The organism is Bacillus sp. SIMBA_005, assembly GCF_046535585.1.
In the GTDB taxonomy this organism is placed as follows: domain Bacteria; phylum Bacillota; class Bacilli; order Bacillales; family Bacillaceae; genus Bacillus; species Bacillus pumilus.
The window spans coordinates 280,138-302,835 of record NZ_JAWRWI010000005.1 but is presented as its reverse complement, the minus strand read 5'-3'; the positions used below and the strand labels follow the sequence as shown (position 1 = coordinate 302,835).

Here is a 22,698-nt window from a genome sequence, read left to right as displayed (position 1 = left end):
GTTTTATTCAATATTTTTATGTATTATAGCACGTTCTTTCATCGAACATATAGAAAAGGGACAGGTGTCACTTGAATGTAATAATTCCACAAATTTTTCATGAAAATAGAGAGAAAATAAAAATGATTGATTTAATCACTTTATTTTGTTAGCATATTATCATATTAGCGAACTAAAGGATTCGGAATTTTTTGTTTTAATGTGTTGGAGGTGCAGAAGAACATGTTTATGTTTGAGAAACCATATGGTATGCGGGATTCATTACCAGGATTGTATGAGACGAAGAAAAAAGCGAGACATTCCTTAACAGAGGTTATGAATGGTTGGGGTTACCGGTTGATGGAGACACCAACGCTTGAATTTTACGATACAGTCGGTGTTCAATCAGCGATTACAGATACACAGCTCTTTAAGCTTTTAGATCAGAACGGGCAAACCCTTGTACTCAGACCTGATATGACGGGACCTATTGCGAGAGTGGCAGCATCAAAGCTTCATGAACAGGCATATCCGCTTCGCGTTGGGTATGCGGCCAATGTGTTCCGGGCGCAGGAAAGAGAAGGCGGAAGGCCATCAGAATTTGAGCAGGTCGGAATTGAGTTGATTGGTGACGGTTCGATTAGTGCAGATGCTGAAGTGATCGCGCTTGTCGTATTCGCATTAAAGAATGCTGGGCTCAAGTCCTTCAAAATCGCGATTGGGCATGTCGCTTTAGCAGAGACGTTATTTGTAGATGTGCTGGGAAATACAGAGCGTGCAAACGTTCTTCGCCGATTCTTATATGAAAAGAATTATGTAGGATACCGTCAGCATGTGAAGCAATTACCACTCTCCTCTATCGATAAAACGAGGCTGTTACAGCTCTTAGAGTTAAGAGGCGGCCAGGAAGTCACAGAGCGGGCAGAGGAAATCGTCGTTTCACAAGAAGGAAAAGAGGTGCTCACGCAGTTAAAGTCGCTTTGGGAGACACTTGAAGATTACGGCTGTACAGAATATATCCGTCTAGATTTAAGCATGGTGAGTCATATGAGCTACTACACGGGTATTTTGTTTGAAGTATTTGCAGATCATGTTGGGTCAGTCATCGGAAGTGGCGGCAGATATGACCAATTGCTTGCTCATTTCGATGCACCTGCACCAGCTACAGGATTCGGACTTCGATTAGACCGTCTGCTTGAAGCACTTGATGCAAAAGAAATCAATGAGTCGCAGGAGGCAGTGATTTTTAGTAAAGAACAACGGCTGGAGGCTTTTGCTTTTGCAGAAAAGGAGCGGTCAAAAGGGAAAAAGATCGTGCTGCAAGACTTAGCAGGGATTGAAAATATTGACGCGATGACCAAGGCATTTGAGCAGGTGACTTATTTTATCGGCGCTAGAAAGGGAGAGCAAAATGGGTAAAGTGTTGACGATGGCGATGCCGAAGGGCCGGATATTTGAAGAAGCCGCAGGGCTGTTAAGGCAGGCGGGATATCAACTGCCAGAGGAATTCGAGGATTCAAGAAAGTTAATCATTGATGTACCGGAAGAAAACCTCCGCTTTATTTTAGCGAAGCCAATGGATGTGACGACTTATGTAGAGCACGGTGTAGCAGATGTTGGCATTGCAGGGAAGGATGTCATGCTCGAAGAAGCTCGTGATGTGTACGAGGTGCTTGATTTAAACATCAGTAAATGCCATTTAGCGGTTGCCGGATTGCCGGGAGCCAGCTGGGGCGGTGTCGCGCCGCGTGTGGCAACAAAGTACCCAAATGTCGCATCTTCCTATTTTAGAGAACAAGGGGAGCAAGTAGAGATCATTAAGCTGAATGGTTCCATTGAATTAGCACCGCTCATCGGACTCGCCGATCGTATTGTTGACATTGTCTCTACAGGTCAAACACTGAAGGAAAACGGCCTTGTTGAAACGGAGCATATTTGTGATATTACGTCACGCTTTATTGTCAATCCTGTGAGCTATCGGATGAAGGATGCGGTGATCGATGAAATGGCGCAGCGCCTTGCAAGAATCATTGAAGGGGAGGAAACATCATGAACATCACCTACATAAAAGAAGGTGAGACAGAGACACTCTCACTCAAGCGGACTTTAGATACAGGCACGGAAGAGCAGCGCCTGGCTGTTCAGCGGATTATACAAGAAGTGAGGAAAAATGGTGATCAAGCGGTACAGTCTTTTACGAAGCAATTTGATGGAGTGCAGCTTGAAGACTCGCTTGTCACAGAGGAAGAAATGACAAAAGCCTTCGAACGCTTGGACCCAGCCATGATTCAGGTGATCCAAACGGCTATCCGTCATATTCGCACATACCATGAGCGTCAGCTGGCATCCTCTTGGTTTTATCACCAGCAAGATGGCTCGATGCTCGGACAAAAGGTGACACCGCTTGATGCAGTTGGTGTGTATGTCCCCGGCGGAACAGCTGCTTATCCATCATCTGTTTTAATGAATGTGATTCCGGCGCTTGTCGCTGGTGTTCAGCGAATTGTCCTTGTGACACCTCCGGGGAAAGACGGCTATCTCTCTGACGCTGTACTCGTTGCTGCGAAGGAGCTCGGTATTACAGAGATGTATAAAATGGGCGGTGCACAGGCGGTCGCGGCACTTGCGTATGGGACAGAAAGTATCCAGCCTGTTGATAAAATCACAGGTCCAGGCAACATATATGTCGCACTGGCAAAGCGGGAAGTATTTGGGCAGGTAGATATTGATATGATTGCCGGTCCAAGTGAAATTGCGGTTCTAGCAGACGACACGGCCATAGCACATGAAGTGGCGGCCGATTTACTTTCTCAGGCAGAGCATGATGCGATGGCATCTAGTATTTTGGTGACTCCGTCTAAGACACTTGCGGAAAACGTGCAAGCTGAGGTGCAAACGCAGCTGAATACCTTGCCAAGAAAATCAATCGCCGCACAATCCATACAACATCATGGCCGTATATACGTGACAGATTCCATGGATCGTGCAGTAGACGTCGTCAATCAGTTAGCGCCAGAGCATTTAGAGGTGCTGACAGCATATCCAGAATCATTTCTTGGTCAAATCAAGCACGCAGGGGCGATTTTTTTAGGACGTTATAGCCCTGAGCCGGTGGGCGATTATTTTGCAGGGCCGAATCACGTGCTGCCAACCAACGGAACAGCTAGATTTTCTAGCCCGCTTGGTGTGACCGATTTTCAAAAGAAAACGAGCATTATTTCATATAGTCAAGAAGCCTTTGAGACACACAGGGATAGCATTGCGGCTTTTGCCAGGTTAGAAGGGCTCGAGGCACATGCAAGGTCGATTGAATCGAGAAAGCGGGAGGAATCGTCATGAGACAGGCGGAAACAGCGAGACAAACAAATGAAACGAATATTTCGTTATCGTTAGAGATTGATGGGGAAGGAAAAGCGGATATACAAACAGATGTCCCTTTTATGACACACATGCTCGATCTATTTACGAAGCATGGACACTTTAATTTGACCGTCAATGCGAAAGGAGATACGGATGTTGATGATCACCACACAACAGAAGATATCGGCATCGTGCTTGGGCAAATGTTTAAGGAAGCGTTAGGTGATAAAAAGGGGATTAAGCGGTATGGCTCCAGCTTTGTTCCTATGGATGAAACGCTTGCTCAGGTTGTGGTCGATTTAAGCAATCGTCCTCATTTGGAAATGAGAGCGGCCTTTCCAAGTCAAAAGGTCGGTACCTTTGATACAGAGCTCGTACATGAGTTTCTTTGGAAGTTTGCGTTAGAAGCTCGTATAAATCTTCATGTAATTGTTCACTATGGAACCAATACGCACCATATGATTGAAGCTATTTTTAAAGCAATGGCACGTGCTTTAGATGAAGCAACAACCATTGATCCACGTGTGAAAGGGATTCCTTCGACAAAGGGGATGCTCTAATGATCGGCGTCATTGATTACGGAATGGGAAATTTGTTCAGCGTATCAAAAGCACTGGAACGAGCAGGCGCCAGTTATATCGTCTCCTCTGATGTGGAGGAGCTCAAAAAGGCAGATGCTTATATTTTGCCTGGGGTTGGTTCGTTTCGTGATGCGATGCAGCTGTTAAAACAGACAGGGCTTGAGGTGTTTATCCACCAAGTAGTGCAGGAAGGAAAGCTGCTCTTTGGCATTTGTCTTGGGATGCAGCTGTTATTTGAAGAGAGTGAAGAGGCAGGGCGTACAAAAGGATTGGGGCTGCTAAAAGGGCGTGTCGTTCTTTTAAAGGATCGTGACCAGGATGGGCAAAGGCTGAAGGTGCCTCATATGGGCTGGAATGAGCTTACATTTCATCAGCCCTCCCCATTGTTTGACGGGGTACCGGAAGGATTTGCGTACTTTGTTCACTCTTATTATGTGAGGGATATGAATGCAGATGAGCAATTAGCAAGCGCAGACTATGGCGTTCAAGTACCAGCAATTGTCGGCAAGGGAAATGTGCTAGGTGCACAGTTTCACCCTGAAAAAAGCAGTACAACGGGCATGGCGCTGCTCAAACAATTTATTCAATTAGCAAACGAACAGAGGGTGAACAGATGAGTGAATTTACATTGTATCCAGCGATTGATATGAGAAATGGCAAATGTGTACGGCTTGTGCAAGGAGATTATGATCAAGAAACCATTTATGGAGATTCGCCGCTCGATATGGCGACGCGATTTGCAAATGAAGGAGCAAAGTGGATTCATCTCGTTGACTTAGATGGTGCGAAAGCGGGGAATCGCGTCAATCATGAGCATGTGCTGGCGATTGCTTCATCCTTAGACGTAAATGTACAAATAGGCGGCGGCATTCGAACAGAAGAAGACGTTGCTTTTTATATAAACAATGGTGTAGCTAGAGTCATCCTTGGCAGCTCGGCTGTTTCTAACCCTGCCTTTGTGAAAAAAATGCTTGCGCAATATGGGGAGAAAATAGCAATTGGCATTGATGCGCGAAATGGATTCGTATCGACTGAGGGGTGGCTTGAAACATCGAAAGTGAAGGCAGAGGATCTCGGCAAAGAGTTGGCAAATGAAGGAGCGGAGGTCTTTATTTTCACAGATATTCAAATGGATGGCATGCTGGCTGGTCCTAATGTGGAAAGTACAGTTCGCTTAGCAGAAGCTACAGGCAAACAAGTCATTGCTTCAGGCGGTATCAGTTCGGTAGCCGATCTTCAAAAGCTGTCAGCTCAAAAACAGTCAGGCGTTTCTGGTGCGATCATTGGAAAGGCACTTTATACGGAGCGGTTTACTTTAGCTGAAGCAATTGAAGGGCTTGACAGCGTATGATGACAAAACGAATCATCCCATGTCTCGATGTGAAGGAAGGGCGTGTGGTCAAAGGGGTGCAATTCCTCGGCTTAAAGGATGCTGGTGATCCGGTAGAATTAGCGCAGATATATGATGAGGAAGGGGCGGATGAACTCGTCTTTCTTGATATTTCTGCCTCTCATGAAGGCCGGAAAACGATGGTGGATGTGGTCAAGCAAGTAGCGTCAACCCTTGCCATCCCTTTTACGGTAGGCGGCGGAATTAACCACCTTGATGACATGAAGCGCATATTAAGAGCGGGTGCAGACAAAGTATCTGTGAACACAGCGGCAGTTTTAAGACCAAAACTGATTTCAGAAGGTGCCGATTTTTTTGGTTCTCAGTGCATCGTCGTCGCAATAGATGCAAAGTACGATGAAGAGAAAAAAGCGTACATGGTTTATACACACGGAGGGCGCCGTCAAACGGATATAGAGGTTAGCAATTGGGCAAAAGAAGCCGTGCTGAGGGGAGCAGGAGAGATTTTACTGACAAGTATGGATGCTGACGGCGAGAAAAAGGGCTTTGATCATCGATTAACAAAGCTTGTGTCAGAAGCTGTCACCGTACCTGTCATTGCTTCAGGAGGCGCTGGCAATGCTCAGCATATGCTGGAGGCATTTACAAGAGGAGAAGCGGATGCAGCTTTAGCAGCTTCCATTTTTCATTATAAAGAGACTTCAATTCAAGAAGTAAAGACATACTTGAGAGAACACGGGGTGAAGGTCAGATGAAACAGGCAAACGAATTATCCTTTAATGAGGCAGGACTGATACCTGCGATTGTACAGGATGCTCAAAGTAAGGAAGTATTGACATTGGCGTATATGAATCAAGAATCCTATGAAAAAACACTAGAAACAGGAGAAACATGGTTTTACAGCCGGTCAAGAAACGAACTTTGGCACAAAGGCGCCACATCTGGACATACTCAGCGAGTCACATCCATTCGATATGACTGTGACAAAGATGCTCTGCTTGTTCTTGTCACACCAAGTGGACCAGCCTGCCACACTGGCAGCTATAGCTGCTTTTCGGAAGAAGGCGTGAAGCGTCAAACGGAAGAGCAGGATCGTTTTGCCATTTTCAATGAACTTGAACAGGTGATTGCGAAACGTCAGGCAGAAATGCCAGAAGGGGCTTATACAACCTATCTTTTTGAAAAAGGGGTCGATAAAATCCTGAAAAAGGTAGGGGAAGAAGCGTCAGAGGTCATCATTGCCGCGAAAAACAGGGATCAAGAAGAATTGAAATGGGAAACAGCCGATCTTCTGTATCACCTGCTTGTGTTATTACGTGAACAGCAATTGCCGCTTGATGATGTATTAAAAGTATTAAAAAAACGTCATCAAGGTGAGTGAAAAGCCGGAGGCACCTCTGGCTTTTTATTTTCCAAGTGTAAAACAAATCCTTCCTTTTCTTTTGTTCTATGTGACGACTCTTGAAGTATGTTATACTACACACGGTACACTGTTCGAAATGGAGGGTATCAGTGAGTAAATACACTTCTCAAAATAATCACACACAAGTCGTCCAGCTCTTCCAAGATGGGCATTACTTTTTTCATAAAGGTCTAAAAGCTTATAGAGAAAGAAATCTATCTAGAGCAAGTAAGCTCATACAGCGGGCTATCGTACTCGAGCCTGAAAATGTAGAAATGCTGTCACAGCTTGCTATTATTTATACTGAAATGGGTCATTACCAACAATCAAATGAACTGCTTGATTTCATCCTTGAGCATATTGATGAAAATATGTCTGAGTGTCACTATTTTAAAGCCAATAATTATGCGAATTTAGGACTCTTTCAAGAGGCATATAGGTCAGCGACTGCCTATGCTTCATTAGAAGAGAACGGAGAATTTGCAGATGAAAATGATGACCTTCTCGACTTGCTCGATATGAGTGACGAAGAGGACGAAGATTTTCCTTACGATCAGGATGACCTGATTGTGAAGCAGGATCAAGCAAATCACTTACTGGAAAGCGGCAGGCTTGATGAAGCCATTGAGATGCTGGAACAGATGATTGTTGAGTATCCAGAATTTTGGTCAGCGTATAATAATCTCGCATTGGCCTATTTTTATTCTGGTCAAATCCATCAGGCAAAAGAGATGCTGAACCGGGTTTTACATGAAAATCCGGGTAATCTGCATGCCCTTTGCAACCAGCTAGTCTTCTATCATTATGAAAAAGAAGAAGAGAAGGTCAAGACGTTAGCAAAGCAATTAACGCACGTGTATCCAATATTAAGTGAACAGCGTTATAAGCTTGGCGCAACATTTGCCCTAGTTGGAGAATTTGAATGGGCCTTTAAATGGCTTTATTCTTTATACAAAACAGGCTTTCAAGGAGATAGTACATTTTTATACTGGCTTGCAAGCGCAGCTTATTATACAGGTCATAAAACGCTTGCGCAGACGGTTTGGGATAAGATGGTCGAAGAAGATATCGATGCAGATGAAATCAAGCCATGGCAGGATAAACCTGAGGAGACTGAGCCAATGGTCTCCATTGAGGAGCGGCTGACGGCGTACTATGTAAGCAAACAAAAAGGGGAACGTGACGTTCTTCAATCTGTCCTTGACGCACGCGCAGCAAAAACAGCCTTTGAACAGCAATTCATTGAACTGCTCTTATACGAAGATGAAATGAAAGAACGGTCTTTTTCAGAAGATGCGGTTTTCACAAAACAGGCGGCATCCAGCTTGGAAGAAGCTGTTCAGCCTGACAGCCATATGCCTTATTTTTGGTTATTCCATATCATTCAGCAGGCACGTGCTTCTGGCATAGATAAGAAAAATGCGCCTGCATGGGCAGCAGCATCTTATTATTTATGGATGCAGGAGCAAGAAGAATCTATGAGCAAAAAAGAGATTGCATCCTCTTTTCAAATCAGTGTTCAAACACTGTCTAAATATGAACAAGTCATTTGTACATTAATTGATTAAATAGGTAAATAGATTTAGAAGATTGCAGCATGGCCAAAAAGGTCATGCTTTTTTCTTGGATAAAAAGGTGGGATTTGCAAGGATTTGGCGAAGTATGACAATCACGACATGTTTTTGAAACATAAATGTAATAAAAATATTAGCTCATTTTGTCGATGTCTCATGTATAATGAAAATCGTGGATTAAAACAAAGACATATATTTAGATATTTTACTATACATAATGAAACACCTAGTGATAGAAACAATCTGGTCAACATCTGACTGATCAATCAGGAAGAAAGACATAGATAGCACAGATTGGTCGCAGAGAATTTGCTGCTTTCTAATGTCGCTTGGAAATTGTCAAAGGAGGAACTATTCGTGAAAAAGTTTATTACTTTCGGTTTAGCTTCGGTCATCGGAGCGAGCGGTTTATTTATCCCATTTACTCATGAAGCAAACGCACAGAACTTTGAACAAAAGAAACAAGAGCTGGACAGCAAGCAATCTGAGGTCAACAAAAACCTTCAAAAGAAAAAAGATGAGCTTTCAAAGCTTGAAGCAAAACAAGAGGCACTTGCACTAAAGCTAAAGGAAATTGACGAGAAAGCTTTAAAAACAAGTGATCAAATCGAAGAAAAACAAAAAGAAAATGAACAAACGAAAAAAGAAATCAATGCACTGAAAAAAGACATTGCTGATACTGAAAAACGTATTGAAGATCGAAACAAATTCTTGAAAAAGCGTGTACGTGCGCTTCAAGAAAGCGGCGGTTCTACGAAATACATAGATGTGTTACTAGGAGCGAAAAGCTTTAGCGATTTCATCAGCCGTGCAGGTGCAGTATCTACACTCATCAACGCAGACAGCGAAATCATTAAAGAGCAAGAAAAAGACAAAGCTGAGCTTCAAAAGTCTGAAAACGAATTAAACACAAAGCTTGAAGATGTTCAAAAGACACTTGCAAAGCTTGAAACACTTCAAACTGACTTGAATAAACAGCTTGATGAAAAAGACAAGCTATTCAAGCAAGTGAAAAAGCAAAAAGGAAGTGCTTCTTCTCAAATCAGCGAATTAAACAGTGAGGCTAACAGCATTGCATCTGAAAAAGACGCAACAATCGCTGCTCAAAAACAAGCTGAAAAAGAAGCAAGAGAAGCAGCTCAAAAAGCAAAGGAAGAAAAAGTACAAAGACAACAGCAGCGTCAAGCTAGTGTTCAAGCAGAAGACAACAGCTCAACTAACGACAGCAGCCCGTCTTCAAATAACAGTAACAGTGGATCTTCAAACAACAACGATAATAATAACAACAACAGCAGTTCACCAAGCAAGAAGCCATCTACTGGCGGTGGATCACCTGTCAGCAGTAACGTAGGCGGAATCGAAGGTGCGATCAGCACAGGTTCTTCCATTGTTGGACAATCTCCATATAAATGGGCTGGCGGCAGATCACAAGCTGATATTAACGCACGTCGTTTTGACTGTTCTTCATTCGTTCGCTGGGCATTTGCATCAGCAGGGATCAACCTTGGACCAGTTGGCGGTACAACAACAGATACGCTTGTAGGTAAAGGAAGAGCTGTAAGTGCATCTGACATGAAACGCGGAGACCTTGTGTTCTTTGATACGTATAAAGTAAATGGACACGTTGGTATTTACTTAGGAAACGGTACATTCTTGAACGATAACAGCTCTCGCGGTGTTTCAGTTGACTCTATGAGCAATGTTTATTGGAAAAAAGCATTCAATGGCGTTGTAAGAAGAGTCGTTGAATAAATCATTATTTACTATATAACCGTAAACAGGCTTCCTTAAACAGCAGTTTAAGGAAGCTTTTTCTTTTTTTGAAGATATGAGCAAATGATTCGCTTATTATCCGCAGATTTAATAGGATATGGGTAAGGAATAAAAGTAAGAGTGGAATTGATGCTTTCTGTCATGAATGGAAGCATCACCCAAGGGCATTCTAATAAGAAATGCTAGCAGCAATTGAAGAGGGAGTGACAGTTGTGTCAGAAGAAAAAATCTACGATACGATCATCATTGGAGCGGGACCTGCCGGAATGACAGCCGCTGTTTATACATCACGTGGAAATCTTTCAACATTGATGATTGAAAGAGGGATTCCAGGCGGTCAAATGGCTAATACAGAAGATGTCGAGAACTATCCTGGCTTTGAAAGCATTTTAGGGCCAGAACTTTCAAATAAAATGTTTGACCATGCGAAGAAATTCGGTGCTGAGTATGCATATGGCGATATCAAAGAAATCGTTGACGGTGAAGAGTACAAAATCGTCAAAGCCGGTTCAAAAGAATACAAAGGACGCTCTGTCATTATTTCAGCAGGTGCGGAATACAAAAAAATCGGTGCACCAGGTGAAAAAGAACTTGGCGGCCGAGGCGTCTCTTACTGTGCAGTATGTGACGGTGCTTTCTTTAAAAACAAAGAGCTCGTCGTCATTGGTGGAGGAGACTCTGCGGTAGAAGAGGGCGTATACCTTACACGCTTTGCGTCAAAAGTAACAATCGTTCATAGACGCGATAAACTTCGTGCCCAAAGCATTTTACAAGCGCGTGCTTTTGATAATGAAAAAATCGACTTCATGTGGAACAAAACCGTTAAACAAATCAATGAAGAAAACGGTAAAGTCGGCAGTGTAACCCTGATTGATACGGTGACTGGTGAAGAAGAAGATTTTAAAACAGACGGCGTCTTTATCTATATCGGGATGCTCCCACTATCTAAACCATTCGAAAATCTCGGCATTACAAATGAAGAAGGATATATCGAGACAAACGAAAGAATGGAAACAAGAGTGGAAGGCATTTTCGCCGCTGGTGACATTCGTGAAAAAACACTCCGCCAAATTGTGACAGCAACAGGTGACGGAAGTATTGCCGCACAAAGCGCACAGCATTATGTAGAAGAACTTGCTGAAAAGCTGAAAGCAGCGAAATAAAAGGCTGTCGTAAATCCTTAATATAGCGTCATGGGCTTTTAACTGGAATGTAACACGGGTGAAACAATTTTCCGTTATGATAAAACTAGTAATTGACCCCCTTTTATAAGGAATACATGTTTGGCACGGATGAGAATCCGTGTCTTTTTTTTGCTTAAAATCAGAAATTCATGAGATGTTCACAAATGACGCATGGAGAACCATTAGATGCTGTAAAATAAAGAGTAGAGAAATTGCCCGCCACTCCTTTCAGACGAAATTCGGTCTGATTTCGGTGAAGAAGGGGCATGTTCATTGTGGGAGTCAGGATGAACCTGTATAATAAGTTAAAGACATAAAAGAGTAGGTGACAGCTGATGCAACGAGTAACCAATTGTGTGCTGCATCACGAAGATCAAGTTCTCTTGCTGCAAAAGCCAAGACGGGGCTGGTGGGTAGCGCCGGGCGGCAAAATGGAAAGCGGAGAATCGGTTAAGGATTCAGTCGTTCGAGAATATAGGGAAGAAACAGGAATTTATATTTTAAATCCACAGTTAAAAGGTGTTTTTACCTTTATCATAAAAGAAGGCGATCAAATCGTTCAAGAGTGGATGATGTTTACCTTTATGGCAGATTCATTTACTGGAAAAAACGTGACAGAGTCAGAGGAAGGCATTTTAAAGTGGCATGAAGTAAAGGATGTGCCGCATTTACCGATGGCACCAGGAGATTCTCATATTCTTGATTTCATGCTAAAGGGAAAAGGACTTCTGCACGGTACTTTTACGTATACACCTGATTTTGAATTGATTGCTTATCGGTTAGATCCTCAAGGAGACTAATATATGAACCGTTTTTATAAAGAAGGAGAGGAAGCAGGCATGAATACGCACAAACAAGAAGATATTCAGCTTGTGATTATTACAGGAATGTCAGGTGCGGGGAAAACCGTTGCCATTCAAAGCTTTGAAGATTTAGGTTACTTCTGTGTAGATAACTTGCCGCCATCACTTTTACCAAAGTTTCTAGAACTCATGAAAGAATCGAATTCTAAGATGAGCAAGGTTGCCCTTGTGATGGATTTGCGCGGACGAGAATTCTTTGACAGCTTAATTGCAGCCTTAGATGAAATGAGTGATCTTGGCTGGATCACACCAAGAATATTATTTCTAGATGCAAACGATAAGGTACTTGTCTCAAGATACAAAGAAACGAGACGTTCGCATCCTCTTGCGACTACAGGTTTGCCGCTCGAAGGAATCGAGATGGAACGCGATCTGTTAGAAGAGTTAAAAGGCCGGGCTCAAATGATTTTTGATACATCGGATTTAAAACCCAAACAGCTTCGAGAAAAAATTGTCGCACACTTTGCCACGAGCCAAGGGCAGGTGTTTACAGTGAATGTGATGTCCTTCGGTTTTAAATACGGTCTGCCGATTGATGCTGATCTTGTATTTGATGTGAGATTTCTGCCGAATCCTTACTATATTGAGAGCATGCGTCCACAGACTGGAAACGATGAAGAAGTGCGCTCCTATGTAATGAAATGGAGCGAGACACAAAAATTCACAGAGAAATTAATTGACCTTCTCAGCTTTATGCTTCCGGCCTATAAACGAGAAGGGAAAAGTCAGCTTGTGATCGCTATTGGCTGTACAGGCGGACAGCACCGATCAGTGACGCTAGCGAACTACTTATCGGAGTATTTTAAAAATGACTACTATACTCATGTCACTCACCGGGACATTGAAAAGAGAAGCAGAAAATAGATGACGACACTTCCAAAGGTGGTCATTCTTGGCGGGGGCACTGGCTTATCTGTTTTGCTCAGAGGGCTAAAAACAAAGCCAGTGGATATTACCGCTATTGTAACGGTTGCTGATGACGGAGGAAGCTCAGGCAGACTGCGGCATGATTTGAATATTCCGCCTCCAGGCGATATTCGGAATGTCCTTGCGGCTCTTTCTGATGTTGAACCGCTTGTAGAAGACTTATTTCAGCACCGTTTTAACAAAGGGAATGACTTAACAGGCCACTCTCTTGGCAACCTCATTCTTGCGGCCATGACAAATATAACCGGTGATTTTTTTCATGCCGTCACAGAAATGAGCAAGGTCTTAAATGTGAGAGGAAAAGTCTTACCAGCAGCGAATTCAAGTGTTGTTCTTCATGCTGAATTAGAAAATGGGCAAGTGGTAACAGGAGAATCAAAAATCCCAACCTATGGTGAGCGAATTAAACGAGTGTTCCTCACACCCGATACGATTGAGCCGCTCCCAGAATCGATTCAAGTCATTCGTGAAGCCGACTTGATCGTCCTTGGACCTGGCAGCTTGTATACAAGTATCTTGCCAAACTTGCTTGTACCGCATATTGGCGAAGAAGTGATTCGTTCTAAGGCGAAAAAAGTGTATATTTGCAATGTCATGACGCAGCCAGGGGAAACGCTCTCCTACAGTGCAGCTGATCATGTGCAGGCATTAAACGATCATATGGATCGTCCATTTATTGATACCATTTTTGTGAATAACAAAGAAATTCCAGAAGAGATCAAAGCAAAATATGCAGAAGAACAGGCACAGCCTGTACAGTTCGACACAGATGTACTCAAGGCAATGGGACTGGAAGTCATTCCTGGAGAAATCATTACATACGACCAGCATGTGATTCGTCACGACACGCTGAAAGTAGCTGCGCTGCTTGTCGACCTGCTGCATAAGAAAAAATAGGAATGGGGGTGGCAAGGATGTCATTTGCATCCGAAACAAAAAAAGAGCTGACTAATCTGGACGTGAAGGACTGCTGCACAAAAGCAGAGCTTTCTGCCCTCATCCGTATGAACGGTTCATTATCTTTCTCTAATCGAAAATTAATTTTAGATATACAAACAGAGAACGCAGCTATCGCAAGACGGATTTATACGCTGCTGAAAAAGAAATATGATGTCACAGTCGAGCTGCTCGTTCGTAAGAAAATGAGATTAAAAAAGAATAATGTGTATATTGTCAGACTGGTAGAACGAGCGAAAACCATTTTAGAGGATTTGAAAATATTAGGTGAGCAATTTGTATTTGAGCGCAATATTTCAGAAGAGCTTGTAAAGAAAAGATGCTGTAAGCGCTCCTATATGAGAGGTGCTTTTTTAGCAGGCGGTTCTGTAAATAATCCAGAAACGTCTTCCTATCACCTTGAGATTTTTTCACTATATAAAGAACACAATGATGCCCTTTGTGAGCTGATGAACCAATTCCATCTCAACAGTAAAACACTTGAGCGTAAAAAAGGCTACATCACATATATGAAAGAAGCCGAAAAAATTACCGAATTCTTAAGTGTTGTAGGTGCACATAATTCACTTCTTCGCTTCGAAGACGTTCGGATCGTCCGTGATATGCGGAATTCCGTGAACCGGCTCGTCAATTGTGAAACAGCCAACTTGAATAAAACGATTGGTGCATCGCTGCGCCAGGTCGAGAACATTCAATTCATTGATGAAAAAATTGGACTTGATGCCCTGCCAGATAAGCTGCGTGAAATTGCAAAACTGAGAGTCGACTATCAAGAGGTCACGCTAAAGGAACTGGGAGAAATGGTGGAAAGCGGCAAGATCAGCAAATCAGGCATTAATCACCGCTTAAGAAAGCTAGATCAAATTGCAGAACAATTACGAAACGGACAAGCTGTTACACTCAAATAGGAGAATGAAAAAGGGAGGCAGATCATATGGTGGAAAAAACGGTCACCATCCAGTTGAAAACAGGCTTGCAGGCACGTCCCGCTGCTTTGTTCGTACAGGAAGCGAATCGCTTTGGGGCTGAAATTTTTCTAGAGAAGGACGGAAAAAGAGTCAATGCGAAGAGCATTATGGGTCTCATGAGCCTTGCGATCAGCTCTGGGGTCACTGTCAAACTGATAGCAGATGGTGCGGATGAACAAGAAGCTATTGATGCGTTAACGGATTTTATCAATCAAGAAAACTGAGTCTCTTCACAGACTCAGTTTTTTTAGAAGGGAATGAACATGATGCAATCAGCATTTTTGCAGAAGATCGGATATGAAGGACAGTCCATCACCTTTGATGACCTGCCTGCATTATTAAAAAAGATGGCCTACACCTTTCCATTTGAAAATAGATCTGTGCTGAACAAACAATCCTATGCCTTGAATCAAGAAGGGTTGAAGCAGCATCTTCTTGAAGGCAGCAGAGGAGGTCTTTGTTACGATCTCAATCCTCTTTTATATTATGTGTTAAAAGAGGCAGGACTCGCTGTACAGCTCGTTCAAGGGACCGTGTATAACAAGGAGGCGGGTGCATGGGCAATTGATGGTACGCACGTAGCCATGACGTTGAATCATCACAGCGAACGGTATCTGATTGATGCGGGTTTTGGTGTGAATTTACCTCTCCAGCCTGTACCCTTTACTGAGGAATGGGTGGAAGGAGCATCTATTCGGTTTCGAGTCAAAGAAGAGAAAACCGAAAAAGGTACGCATCTTCTCCAATTAGATAGAGGAGAAGGCGCTGAAACAGGCTATGCATTCATATTAGAAGAGGTGAGTGAGCCTACATTGGTCCAAATGAGAAAGCAGATTTATGAAAATGAAGCTTCTCCTTTTAACAAAAGACCACTTGCATCAAAACTCACACCAACAGGGCGTGTAATCGTCACCGAGGATCATGTCACCACACATGAACACGAAGAAGTGTCGAAAAAACCGCTGCCTCTTCCTTTTGAGGAATATGTGAAAACGCTGCTTCCATAAGCAGCATCAAAAAACAGCCCTTTATCAAATGGGGCTGTTTTTTGATTGATCAACGAATACGCGTGAATGTCGCGTAATGGTCTGTTGTTTTATAAATGAGCCAGTCGCTTGAATACACGAGGCGGTCAGCATTGCGGAAGCCTGAGACGTAGTTGATATCGGCCTCGCGCCATGTTCTGCCGCTTGCTGAAGGAAGACGTCCCTCCCGGTTAGAAAATACATCTCCACCGATGCTTTTGCCTGGGGCAACCTCTGCTAGATTTCCCTTTGATGCCACCCATCCAAGCGCACTTGCTTGTGATTTTGTGATGTAGTTATCGGGAAGTCGTTTGTAGCGAATCAAATAATCTGCTACACCATCAAACGTATTAATGACGGCAAGGGTATGAACATCTGATGTCAGTTGAATAGAAGCTGTTTCATTTGTGGCGGTCGGTGTAAGTGGTGTTTCAGCATAGGCTTGCTGCGGAATAAAACCAGAAAACAGAATAGCAGCGATCAGAGCAAACATAGTAAAAACCGAACTGATTTTTTTCATCTTCATCCTCCTATTAAGGAAATCGGAAGCTGTCCTCTTGATGCTTGTCTACCTCATATTATAGCACCCGAACATGAAGGAAATGTAAAGAAACAGGATCTTTGCTAAAATGAGGCTTTTCTCCTGATACCCTTCTGATGAAATAAATAAAAAGACGCAGCTCTGAATCCTGCGTCTTTGCCGATTAAGATGAAGCAAGCTCTTTTACAATATCTACAGGAGCTTTGCCATCAATTCCATGAATCACATTATGAATGGCTCGTTTCAGCATAAGATCCCGCGTTGTTTCAGTAGCGGAACCGATGTGAGGAACAAGGGTGACATTGTTCATTTCTTTGAAAGGATGATTCTCCTGAAGCGGTTCCTGTTCAAATACATCAAGACCTGCGCCTTTGATCCATCCCTCTTGAAGCGCTTGAATGAGGCTTTTTTCGTCCACTGTTTTCCCGCGGGAGATGTTTACGAATAAAGCCGATTGCTTCATTAACTTCAATTCTCGTTCACCAATCATATGATACGTTTCATCGGTCAGCGGTGTAATCAACACAATGATATCAGCTTGCTTTAGCAGGTCATCAAGTGTGCAATATAAAGCGCCATATGCTGATTCAGCCTTTTCATTCCGGCTGCGGTTATGGTACAGGACATTCATATCAAAACCATGTGAAGCTCGTTTGGCGACTTGCTCTCCGATTCGCCCCATGCCAATAATGCCAAGTGTTTGATGATGGACATCGATGCCAAAGATATCCTCTTCCTGTACAAATTTCGTCCATTTCCCCTCACGGATAAAACGATCAAGCTCGGCAATTCTTCGCGCAGAGGAAAGAATGAGTGAAAATGCAAGGTCAGCCACAGTATGGTCGAGTGTATGAGGCGTGTGTGTTCCAATTACGCCTCTTTGCCTCATCACTTCTATATCGAAGTTGTCATAGCCAACGGAGTTGTTGCTCACTACTTTGAGTTTTGGTGCATGATCTAATAGCTCTTGATCGATTTTCGTCCCAGACGTTAAAAGACCATCAGCATGCTGCAGTTTTTGAAATAAAATATCTTTTGGAATGGGGTCTTTTGATTGCCACACCTCGTATGTACAATGTTCCTTTAGTATTTCCTCAAATGAGGCAGGTAATGGTTTGGCGACAAAAATGTGTGGTTTCACTGTCAACTCGCTCCTCTCACATGATCATCTTGCTCCTTTTATTATAAAGCAACCATTTAGGCTAAACACGTCTGAAGGTTATCTGCTCAATATTTAATATACTAAAATAACGGAAAAGAGAGACATTTTCTTAGTGAACAAGGTTATTCATATGCCATCTGATGCATTTTTTACTTAGATGGAAATCAGCTAATGGGAGATGTGACATATGAAAAAGCCGGTTTTTCTGAGAGATTATCTGACAAACTGGAAAAAAGATCGAGATTTTTTGATAGAAAAATGATTATATTTGAAACATATTAATCGGGAAGGTCATTTTCTACTAAACCATTTCATCGTCTTTTGCCGAGCAGAGAACGATAGATTGAAAGGAAGACCGCGTCCCCCTTGCGATGAAGCGTAAATGAGAGAAAATGATCACATTTCTTCTCATCGTTTTCTCATTTTTTTCTTTTTTTTCTATCATCTTTCATCTTTATGCTTGAGAACACACGAAAGAAAAGGAGGACGGGCAGTAGCTTACGTGATTTATAAAAAGATGGGAGATGGCAAGATGGGATCAAAATTAGAACAGATTCTTCAGCACAATTCAGAGTTCGTACATGAGAGACATTATGAGCCTTACAAAGCGGGGAAATTTCCTGAAAAGAAACTCGTTATATTAACTTGTATGGATACACGTCTTTTGGAATTATTGCCGCAATCCATGGGGCTGCGCAACGGTGATGCAAAGATCATTAAAAATGCGGGCGCCATCGTCACACATCCTTTTGGCAGTGTGATGAGGAGTATTCTATTAGCTATCTATGAGCTGAAGGCAGAAGAGGTATGCATTGTAGGACATCATGAATGCGGAATGGCAGGTCTTGCGGCAGAGCCTTTACTTGAAAAGGCGAAAGCACGCGGCATTGAAGAGAAATGTTTGAGCATCGTGAAAAACTCAGGAGTTGATTTAAAGGGATGGCTGACAGGCTTTGATTCGGTTGAAGAGAGCGTGTCTCAAAGTGTGAAATTGGTCAAAGAGCATCCATTGATGCCAAGTGATGTGTCTGTTCATGGACTTGTCATTCATCCAGCAACGGGAAAACTGGATGTCGTTGTGAAAGATAAACAGATTGACGCGCAGTATACCTAAATCATCTACACATACTTGAAGGAGGCCAACACATACCATGCGTTTTTATGGAAGATTTGAAGGATATGATTCATCAAAGTTTAGACGTGATTTAATCGCTGGGCTTGTCGTGGGCGTTGTGGCAATTCCTTTAGGCATGGCTTTTGCCATTGCATCTGGTGTCGGACCAGAATATGGATTATACACAGTCATCGTTGCCGGCATTTTGATTTCATTGTTTGGTGGTTCAAAGTATCAGATCGGTGGGCCGACTGGGGCGTTTGTTCCGATTTTATTTGGTATCGTCAGCCAATACGGTATCGAAAACTTACTCATTGCCGGTTTTATGGCAGGGTGTATGCTTGTCTTATTCGGGATATTCAAGCTAGGGAAGCTCATGAAATTTATTCCTCGTCCGGTTATCATCGGCTTTACTGCTGGCATTGCTGTCATTATTTTTTCAGGGCAGATTGCCAACTTCCTCGGATTAAAGGGTGTTGAAAAGCATGAAAGCTTTTTCCTCAATATGAGAGAAATTGTGGTCCATCTCGGTACCACAAACAGTCTTGCCATCATTACAGCTGTGATTGGGCTTATTGTGATTTTGGCGGCACAAAAATACATTCCTAAAATACCTGGTGCTCTATTAGGTCTATTGGCTTCAACGTTTCTAGCTGTTCTCTTTTTTCAAGGACAAGTTGAAACGATCGGCTCGGCATATGGGGAAATTCCTCGTCAGCTGCCAAGCTTTGCTTTTCCTGAAGTAACGATTGAAAAAATGATATACCTTCTCCCTCCAGCGATTGTTATTGCGCTTTTAGGCGGCGTGGAATCAATTTTATCCGCAATGGTCGCAGACAATATGAAAGGCTCAAAGCATGACAGCAATAAGGAGCTTGTCGGGCAAGGAATTGCCAATATGGCGGCACCGCTGTTCGGAGGAATTCCGGCGACTGGGGCGATTGCCCGTACGGCAACAAATATTAAAAATGGCGGAGTAAGCCCGATTTCAGGTGTCGTGCATGGTGTCGTCGTCTTGCTCATCTTAATGCTGTTTGCACCATATGCGTCGATGATTCCACTTGCTGCGATGGCACCGATTTTGATGTTTGTGGCTTGGAATATGAGTGAGAAAAAAGAGTTTATCAATATTGTAAAAGTGAAAAATGCGGATTCACTTGTACTTGTTGTGACCTTCCTGCTGACGGTCATCGGTGATTTGATTATTGGCGTCACCGCTGGGCTCATTTTAGCCTTTATTGCTTTTATCAAGAAAATGAGCCAGACAACGAGCATTCATCCAAACATTGCGGTTCCCCAAATGGAAACAGCAGCTGCTTTAGAAAAACAGACAGGCCAGCAAGGCATCAGTATGTACGCCATTGAAGGGCCGTTGTTTTTCGGAACAACAGATTCACTCGAAAACTCGATTCTGGACCATGTTCAGACAAAGCCGAAAACGCTCATTCTGCTCATGAATAAAGTCAATTATATGGACACATCAGCAGAAGCGGTGCTGATGAATATCTCCAATCGGTTAAAGCACCATAATGGTAAGCTGATGATTGTCGGACTTCAATCACAGCCGAAAGAGCTTTTGCGTCGGACAGGCCTTTTCCATCATATTGGAAAACAGCATTTCTTTGAACGAACAGATGATATTTCACCACAGCATCTATAAAGGTGGAAAAAAGCACGTGACGATGTGGTCACGTGCTTTTCAGTTCTGAAAAACGCTTTGTGAGTTTCTGTTGATGAGAGGAGAAAATCTCTTCTACTGTGACATCATAGAGATCGGCTAAAATGAGTAGATTTCCTAATACATCTCCCATTTCTTCAACGAGTTCTTTCTTCAACTCAGCTGAGTTTTGTTTTTGCTCGTCAGGCCGGTCACGTCCGATTTCGATGGCTCTAACAGCGCGAGCGAGTTCGCCTGTTTCTTCCATCAGGAACCCTAATCGGATAAACGGTCCGTATTCTGTCCAATTTCTTTTTTTGTAAAAATCCTTGATCCATTTCTCCATCTCATTTGTTTGCATTCTCTTTATACAGCTCCTTATATGGTGTGCACCTTTTGATTTTACACTATATATAGATGAAGCGGCTGTTTTTTAAAAAACAATTATAGTAGAATGAGTGGGTGAAGAAATCATAGAGAGAGATGGAGCTGTTTTGATGAAAACGATTTGTGTGTTTGCTGGTTCGAATCCAGGCGTGAAGGATGTCTACAAAGAAAAGGCTGTAGAGCTGGGAACTTATATGGCAGAGCAAGACATCCGTCTTGTATATGGCGGTTCACGAATTGGATTGATGGGTGCCATTGCAGATGAGGTCTTAAGACATGGCGGGCAAGTCATTGGGGTTATGCCTAAAGGGCTTTTTAGAGGAGAAGTTGTGCATCAAGAGCTGACAAAGTTAATCGAAGTAACAGGAATGCATGAACGAAAAGCGAAAATGAGTGAGCTGGCTGATGGATTTATTGCGATGCCAGGCGGCTTTGGTACATATGAAGAATTATTTGAGGTGCTATGCTGGGCACAAATCGGTATTCACCAAAAGCCAATTGGCTTATATCAAGTGAATGACTATTTCAATCCGCTCATAGACATGGTGAAGTTTAGTATACAGGAAGGTTTTTCGAATGAATCACATCTCCAATTGTTACATGCCTCCAGCGAACCGGAGGAATTAATCACGCAGATGTCTTCTTATCGAACACCAACTCTTCAGCAGAAATGGACGGAGCTGTCGTAAAGCGTGTTTTCAACACAAAAAACCGTCTGTTCAAGGAGCAGACGGTTTGTTTTGTCATATTATTTTTGTTCTTCTGAGTTACGGGTCAAGACTTTGTCAATGAGTCCGTATTGAAGTGCTTCTTCCGCTGTTTTGAAGTTGTCACGATCTGTATCGCGCTCAATGACTTCAATTGGCTGACCAGTACGTTCAGCAAGTACTTGGTTCAGTTTATCACGTAAAGAAAGGATTCGTTTTGCCGCAATTTCAATTTCTGTTGCTTGACCTTGGGCACCACCTAGTGGTTGGTGAATCATGACTTCACTGTTTGGAAGGGCATAACGCTTACCTTTTTCACCAGCAGCAAGCAGGAACGCACCCATAGATGCAGCCATACCAATACAAATGGTTGATACCTTTGGTTTAATAAATTGCATCGTATCGTAAATGGCCATACCAGCTGTGATTGAACCGCCAGGGCTGTTAATGTAGATAGAAATATCTTTTTCTGGATCTTCAGCTTCTAAGAAAAGCAGCTGTGACACGATGGAGTTGGCAACATTGTCATCGATCGCAGAACCAAGCATGATAATACGGTCTTTTAAAAGACGAGAATAAATGTCGTAAGCTCTTTCCCCACGATTTGTTTGCTCAATGACTGTAGGTATTAAATTCATAATGTTCCTCCTTCACCTTTTAGGTAAGTATGTAATTCAATGATACATTTTTGGTCAATAAAGGTCAAACAAAACGCAATCAAAAAATTCGACAGGCACATGTTATTTTTCCCAAAAATTTATTTTCTTAAACCATGGAAAAGTTTTAAAAAAATATGGTAAAACTTTCTGTTATGAGGTAATATTACCTATGTTATTATTATATATAGTCAGAAAGAAGGAAAAAGAGTGGATAATCTTTTGGAGAAAAGTAGTTTGACTGATCAACAGCGTATTGTTGTATCAACTGAACTTCAAGCCAAAAAAAAGTCGAAATTAGTTGTATTTATTTTGTGGTGGTTCCTTGGAGCGATTGCCGTTCATCGTTTTTATCTTGATGAAAAGAAAGGCTATGCAGTGACCATGCTTCTACTAGGATGGTTGACATTGTTCATTTGGCCATTTATTGATGGGATCATTTGTCTTGTCAAAACAGTGGATGAAGTAAATGAAAACATGGAACGAAAAATTATTGCATCTGTTAAAAGTGCATAAGTAGACATGTCTGC

Annotated in this window: 25 protein-coding genes; 21 read left to right on the top strand and 4 right to left on the bottom strand. The window is 42.6% G+C overall.

Annotation, left to right across the window (positions count from 1 at the left end):
- The first annotated feature begins 222 nt into the window (after positions 1-222).
- From SB660_RS10955 to SB660_RS10875, 17 genes are all read left to right on the top strand, one after another.
- Positions 223-1,398, top strand: a complete 1,176-nt coding sequence (locus tag SB660_RS10955; protein WP_410582507.1) for an ATP phosphoribosyltransferase regulatory subunit — start codon at positions 223-225, stop codon at positions 1,396-1,398.
- Positions 1,391-2,032: an ATP phosphoribosyltransferase gene (gene hisG / locus SB660_RS10950; protein WP_003213329.1), complete on the top strand. Its 642-nt coding sequence runs from the start codon at positions 1,391-1,393 to the stop codon at positions 2,030-2,032. Before SB660_RS10955 ends, hisG begins: the two co-directional genes overlap by 8 nt.
- The gene (hisD, locus tag SB660_RS10945) at positions 2,029-3,318 is read left to right on the top strand and encodes a histidinol dehydrogenase (protein WP_410582505.1); all 1,290 of its coding nucleotides are present in this window, start codon (positions 2,029-2,031) and stop codon (positions 3,316-3,318) included. The genes hisG and hisD overlap by 4 nt, the downstream gene beginning before the upstream one ends.
- Positions 3,315-3,899 carry an imidazoleglycerol-phosphate dehydratase HisB gene (gene hisB / locus SB660_RS10940; RefSeq protein WP_410582503.1) on the top strand — a complete coding sequence of 195 codons (585 nt, stop codon included), beginning with the start codon at positions 3,315-3,317 and terminating at the stop codon, positions 3,897-3,899. Before hisD ends, hisB begins: the two co-directional genes overlap by 4 nt.
- On the top strand, positions 3,899-4,537 hold the full coding sequence (gene hisH / locus SB660_RS10935) for an imidazole glycerol phosphate synthase subunit HisH (protein WP_180310042.1): 639 nt from the start codon (positions 3,899-3,901) through the stop codon (positions 4,535-4,537). Before hisB ends, hisH begins: the two co-directional genes overlap by 1 nt.
- Positions 4,534-5,271 (top strand): 1-(5-phosphoribosyl)-5-[(5-phosphoribosylamino)methylideneamino]imidazole-4-carboxamide isomerase, encoded by a 738-nt coding sequence (hisA, locus tag SB660_RS10930; RefSeq protein WP_410582500.1) that lies wholly within the window; start codon positions 4,534-4,536, stop codon positions 5,269-5,271. The genes hisH and hisA overlap by 4 nt, the downstream gene beginning before the upstream one ends.
- Positions 5,268-6,026, top strand: a complete 759-nt coding sequence (hisF, locus tag SB660_RS10925; RefSeq protein ID WP_180310044.1) for an imidazole glycerol phosphate synthase subunit HisF — start codon at positions 5,268-5,270, stop codon at positions 6,024-6,026. The genes hisA and hisF overlap by 4 nt, the downstream gene beginning before the upstream one ends.
- Positions 6,023-6,652 carry a bifunctional phosphoribosyl-AMP cyclohydrolase/phosphoribosyl-ATP diphosphatase HisIE gene (gene hisIE, locus SB660_RS10920; RefSeq protein WP_144461768.1) on the top strand — a complete coding sequence of 210 codons (630 nt, stop codon included), beginning with the start codon at positions 6,023-6,025 and terminating at the stop codon, positions 6,650-6,652. The genes hisF and hisIE overlap by 4 nt, the downstream gene beginning before the upstream one ends.
- A gap of 131 nt (positions 6,653-6,783) precedes the next feature.
- Positions 6,784-8,241: a tetratricopeptide repeat protein gene (locus SB660_RS10915; RefSeq protein ID WP_144461771.1), complete on the top strand. Its 1,458-nt coding sequence runs from the start codon at positions 6,784-6,786 to the stop codon at positions 8,239-8,241.
- Positions 8,242-8,604: 363 nt separating this feature from the next.
- Positions 8,605-9,999 (top strand): C40 family peptidase, encoded by a 1,395-nt coding sequence (locus SB660_RS10910; RefSeq protein ID WP_169055755.1) that lies wholly within the window; start codon positions 8,605-8,607, stop codon positions 9,997-9,999.
- A gap of 233 nt (positions 10,000-10,232) precedes the next feature.
- Complete coding sequence (gene trxB, locus SB660_RS10905) at positions 10,233-11,183, top strand: thioredoxin-disulfide reductase (protein ID WP_088001298.1); 951 nt, start codon at positions 10,233-10,235, stop codon at positions 11,181-11,183.
- 356 nt (positions 11,184-11,539) lie between these two features.
- A complete protein-coding gene (locus tag SB660_RS10900) occupies positions 11,540-12,004 on the top strand; it encodes an 8-oxo-dGTP diphosphatase (RefSeq protein WP_003213484.1) in 465 nt (154 codons plus the stop codon).
- Between the two features lie 39 nt (positions 12,005-12,043).
- Positions 12,044-12,931, top strand: a complete 888-nt coding sequence (gene rapZ / locus SB660_RS10895; protein WP_058013892.1) for an RNase adapter RapZ — start codon at positions 12,044-12,046, stop codon at positions 12,929-12,931.
- Positions 12,932-13,891, top strand: coding sequence for a gluconeogenesis factor YvcK family protein (locus SB660_RS10890; protein WP_169055754.1), 960 nt, complete (start codon positions 12,932-12,934; stop codon positions 13,889-13,891).
- Between the two features lie 17 nt (positions 13,892-13,908).
- A complete protein-coding gene (whiA, locus tag SB660_RS10885) occupies positions 13,909-14,859 on the top strand; it encodes a DNA-binding protein WhiA (RefSeq protein WP_003213321.1) in 951 nt (316 codons plus the stop codon).
- A gap of 26 nt (positions 14,860-14,885) precedes the next feature.
- Complete coding sequence (locus SB660_RS10880; protein ID WP_044139392.1) at positions 14,886-15,143, top strand: HPr family phosphocarrier protein; 258 nt, start codon at positions 14,886-14,888, stop codon at positions 15,141-15,143.
- 39 nt (positions 15,144-15,182) lie between these two features.
- The gene (locus SB660_RS10875; protein ID WP_410582495.1) at positions 15,183-15,926 is read left to right on the top strand and encodes an arylamine N-acetyltransferase family protein; all 744 of its coding nucleotides are present in this window, start codon (positions 15,183-15,185) and stop codon (positions 15,924-15,926) included.
- Positions 15,927-15,975: 49 nt separating this feature from the next.
- Here SB660_RS10875 and SB660_RS10870 read toward each other — a convergent pair whose 3' ends face one another.
- Both SB660_RS10870 and SB660_RS10865 read right to left on the bottom strand, forming a co-directional pair.
- Complete coding sequence (locus SB660_RS10870; RefSeq protein ID WP_371869438.1) at positions 15,976-16,416, bottom strand: ribonuclease; 441 nt, start codon at positions 16,414-16,416, stop codon at positions 15,976-15,978.
- A 232-nt stretch (positions 16,417-16,648) separates the two neighbouring features.
- Positions 16,649-17,626 (bottom strand): 2-hydroxyacid dehydrogenase, encoded by a 978-nt coding sequence (locus SB660_RS10865; RefSeq protein WP_180310048.1) that lies wholly within the window; start codon positions 17,624-17,626, stop codon positions 16,649-16,651.
- Positions 17,627-18,179: 553 nt separating this feature from the next.
- Here SB660_RS10865 and SB660_RS10860 point away from each other — a divergent pair.
- On the top strand, positions 18,180-18,761 hold the full coding sequence (locus tag SB660_RS10860) for a beta-class carbonic anhydrase (protein ID WP_119125413.1): 582 nt from the start codon (positions 18,180-18,182) through the stop codon (positions 18,759-18,761).
- A 37-nt stretch (positions 18,762-18,798) separates the two neighbouring features.
- On the top strand, positions 18,799-20,421 hold the full coding sequence (locus SB660_RS10855; RefSeq protein WP_410582492.1) for a SulP family inorganic anion transporter: 1,623 nt from the start codon (positions 18,799-18,801) through the stop codon (positions 20,419-20,421).
- A 28-nt stretch (positions 20,422-20,449) separates the two neighbouring features.
- Here the strand turns inward: SB660_RS10855 and SB660_RS10850 are convergent, their stop codons facing one another.
- Positions 20,450-20,779 carry a MazG nucleotide pyrophosphohydrolase domain-containing protein gene (locus SB660_RS10850; RefSeq protein ID WP_058013624.1) on the bottom strand — a complete coding sequence of 110 codons (330 nt, stop codon included), beginning with the start codon at positions 20,777-20,779 and terminating at the stop codon, positions 20,450-20,452.
- A 136-nt stretch (positions 20,780-20,915) separates the two neighbouring features.
- On the opposite strand from SB660_RS10850, the gene SB660_RS10845 reads away from it, so the two are divergent.
- Complete coding sequence (locus SB660_RS10845) at positions 20,916-21,494, top strand: LOG family protein (RefSeq protein ID WP_410582490.1); 579 nt, start codon at positions 20,916-20,918, stop codon at positions 21,492-21,494.
- Between the two features lie 59 nt (positions 21,495-21,553).
- On the opposite strand, the gene clpP is transcribed toward SB660_RS10845, so the two are convergent.
- Complete coding sequence (gene clpP, locus SB660_RS10840) at positions 21,554-22,150, bottom strand: ATP-dependent Clp endopeptidase proteolytic subunit ClpP (protein WP_024719872.1); 597 nt, start codon at positions 22,148-22,150, stop codon at positions 21,554-21,556.
- A gap of 228 nt (positions 22,151-22,378) precedes the next feature.
- Between clpP and SB660_RS10835 the strand changes: the two genes are divergently transcribed.
- Positions 22,379-22,684: a TM2 domain-containing protein gene (locus tag SB660_RS10835; RefSeq protein ID WP_050944247.1), complete on the top strand. Its 306-nt coding sequence runs from the start codon at positions 22,379-22,381 to the stop codon at positions 22,682-22,684.
- Positions 22,685-22,698 lie beyond the last annotated feature (14 nt).

Bases quoted from the DNA above. Each gene is read 5' to 3' on its own strand.
- SB660_RS10955 (WP_410582507.1), top strand. From the start codon at position 223: ATGTTTATGTTTGAGAAACCATATGGTATGCGGGATTCATTACCAGGA.
- hisG (WP_003213329.1), top strand. From the start codon at position 1,391: ATGGGTAAAGTGTTGACGATGGCGATGCCGAAGGGCCGGATATTTGAA.
- hisD (WP_410582505.1), top strand. From the start codon at position 2,029: ATGAACATCACCTACATAAAAGAAGGTGAGACAGAGACACTCTCACTC.
- hisB (WP_410582503.1), top strand. From the start codon at position 3,315: ATGAGACAGGCGGAAACAGCGAGACAAACAAATGAAACGAATATTTCG.
- hisH (WP_180310042.1), top strand. From the start codon at position 3,899: ATGATCGGCGTCATTGATTACGGAATGGGAAATTTGTTCAGCGTATCA.
- hisA (WP_410582500.1), top strand. From the start codon at position 4,534: ATGAGTGAATTTACATTGTATCCAGCGATTGATATGAGAAATGGCAAA.
- hisF (WP_180310044.1), top strand. From the start codon at position 5,268: ATGATGACAAAACGAATCATCCCATGTCTCGATGTGAAGGAAGGGCGT.
- hisIE (WP_144461768.1), top strand. From the start codon at position 6,023: ATGAAACAGGCAAACGAATTATCCTTTAATGAGGCAGGACTGATACCT.
- SB660_RS10900 (WP_003213484.1), top strand. From the start codon at position 11,540: ATGCAACGAGTAACCAATTGTGTGCTGCATCACGAAGATCAAGTTCTC.
- rapZ (WP_058013892.1), top strand. From the start codon at position 12,044: ATGAATACGCACAAACAAGAAGATATTCAGCTTGTGATTATTACAGGA.
- SB660_RS10890 (WP_169055754.1), top strand. From the start codon at position 12,932: ATGACGACACTTCCAAAGGTGGTCATTCTTGGCGGGGGCACTGGCTTA.
- whiA (WP_003213321.1), top strand. From the start codon at position 13,909: ATGTCATTTGCATCCGAAACAAAAAAAGAGCTGACTAATCTGGACGTG.
- SB660_RS10880 (WP_044139392.1), top strand. From the start codon at position 14,886: ATGGTGGAAAAAACGGTCACCATCCAGTTGAAAACAGGCTTGCAGGCA.
- SB660_RS10875 (WP_410582495.1), top strand. From the start codon at position 15,183: ATGATGCAATCAGCATTTTTGCAGAAGATCGGATATGAAGGACAGTCC.
- SB660_RS10860 (WP_119125413.1), top strand. From the start codon at position 18,180: ATGGGATCAAAATTAGAACAGATTCTTCAGCACAATTCAGAGTTCGTA.
- SB660_RS10855 (WP_410582492.1), top strand. From the start codon at position 18,799: ATGCGTTTTTATGGAAGATTTGAAGGATATGATTCATCAAAGTTTAGA.
- SB660_RS10850 (WP_058013624.1), bottom strand. From the start codon at position 20,779: ATGCAAACAAATGAGATGGAGAAATGGATCAAGGATTTTTACAAAAAA.
- SB660_RS10845 (WP_410582490.1), top strand. From the start codon at position 20,916: ATGAAAACGATTTGTGTGTTTGCTGGTTCGAATCCAGGCGTGAAGGAT.
- clpP (WP_024719872.1), bottom strand. From the start codon at position 22,150: ATGAATTTAATACCTACAGTCATTGAGCAAACAAATCGTGGGGAAAGA.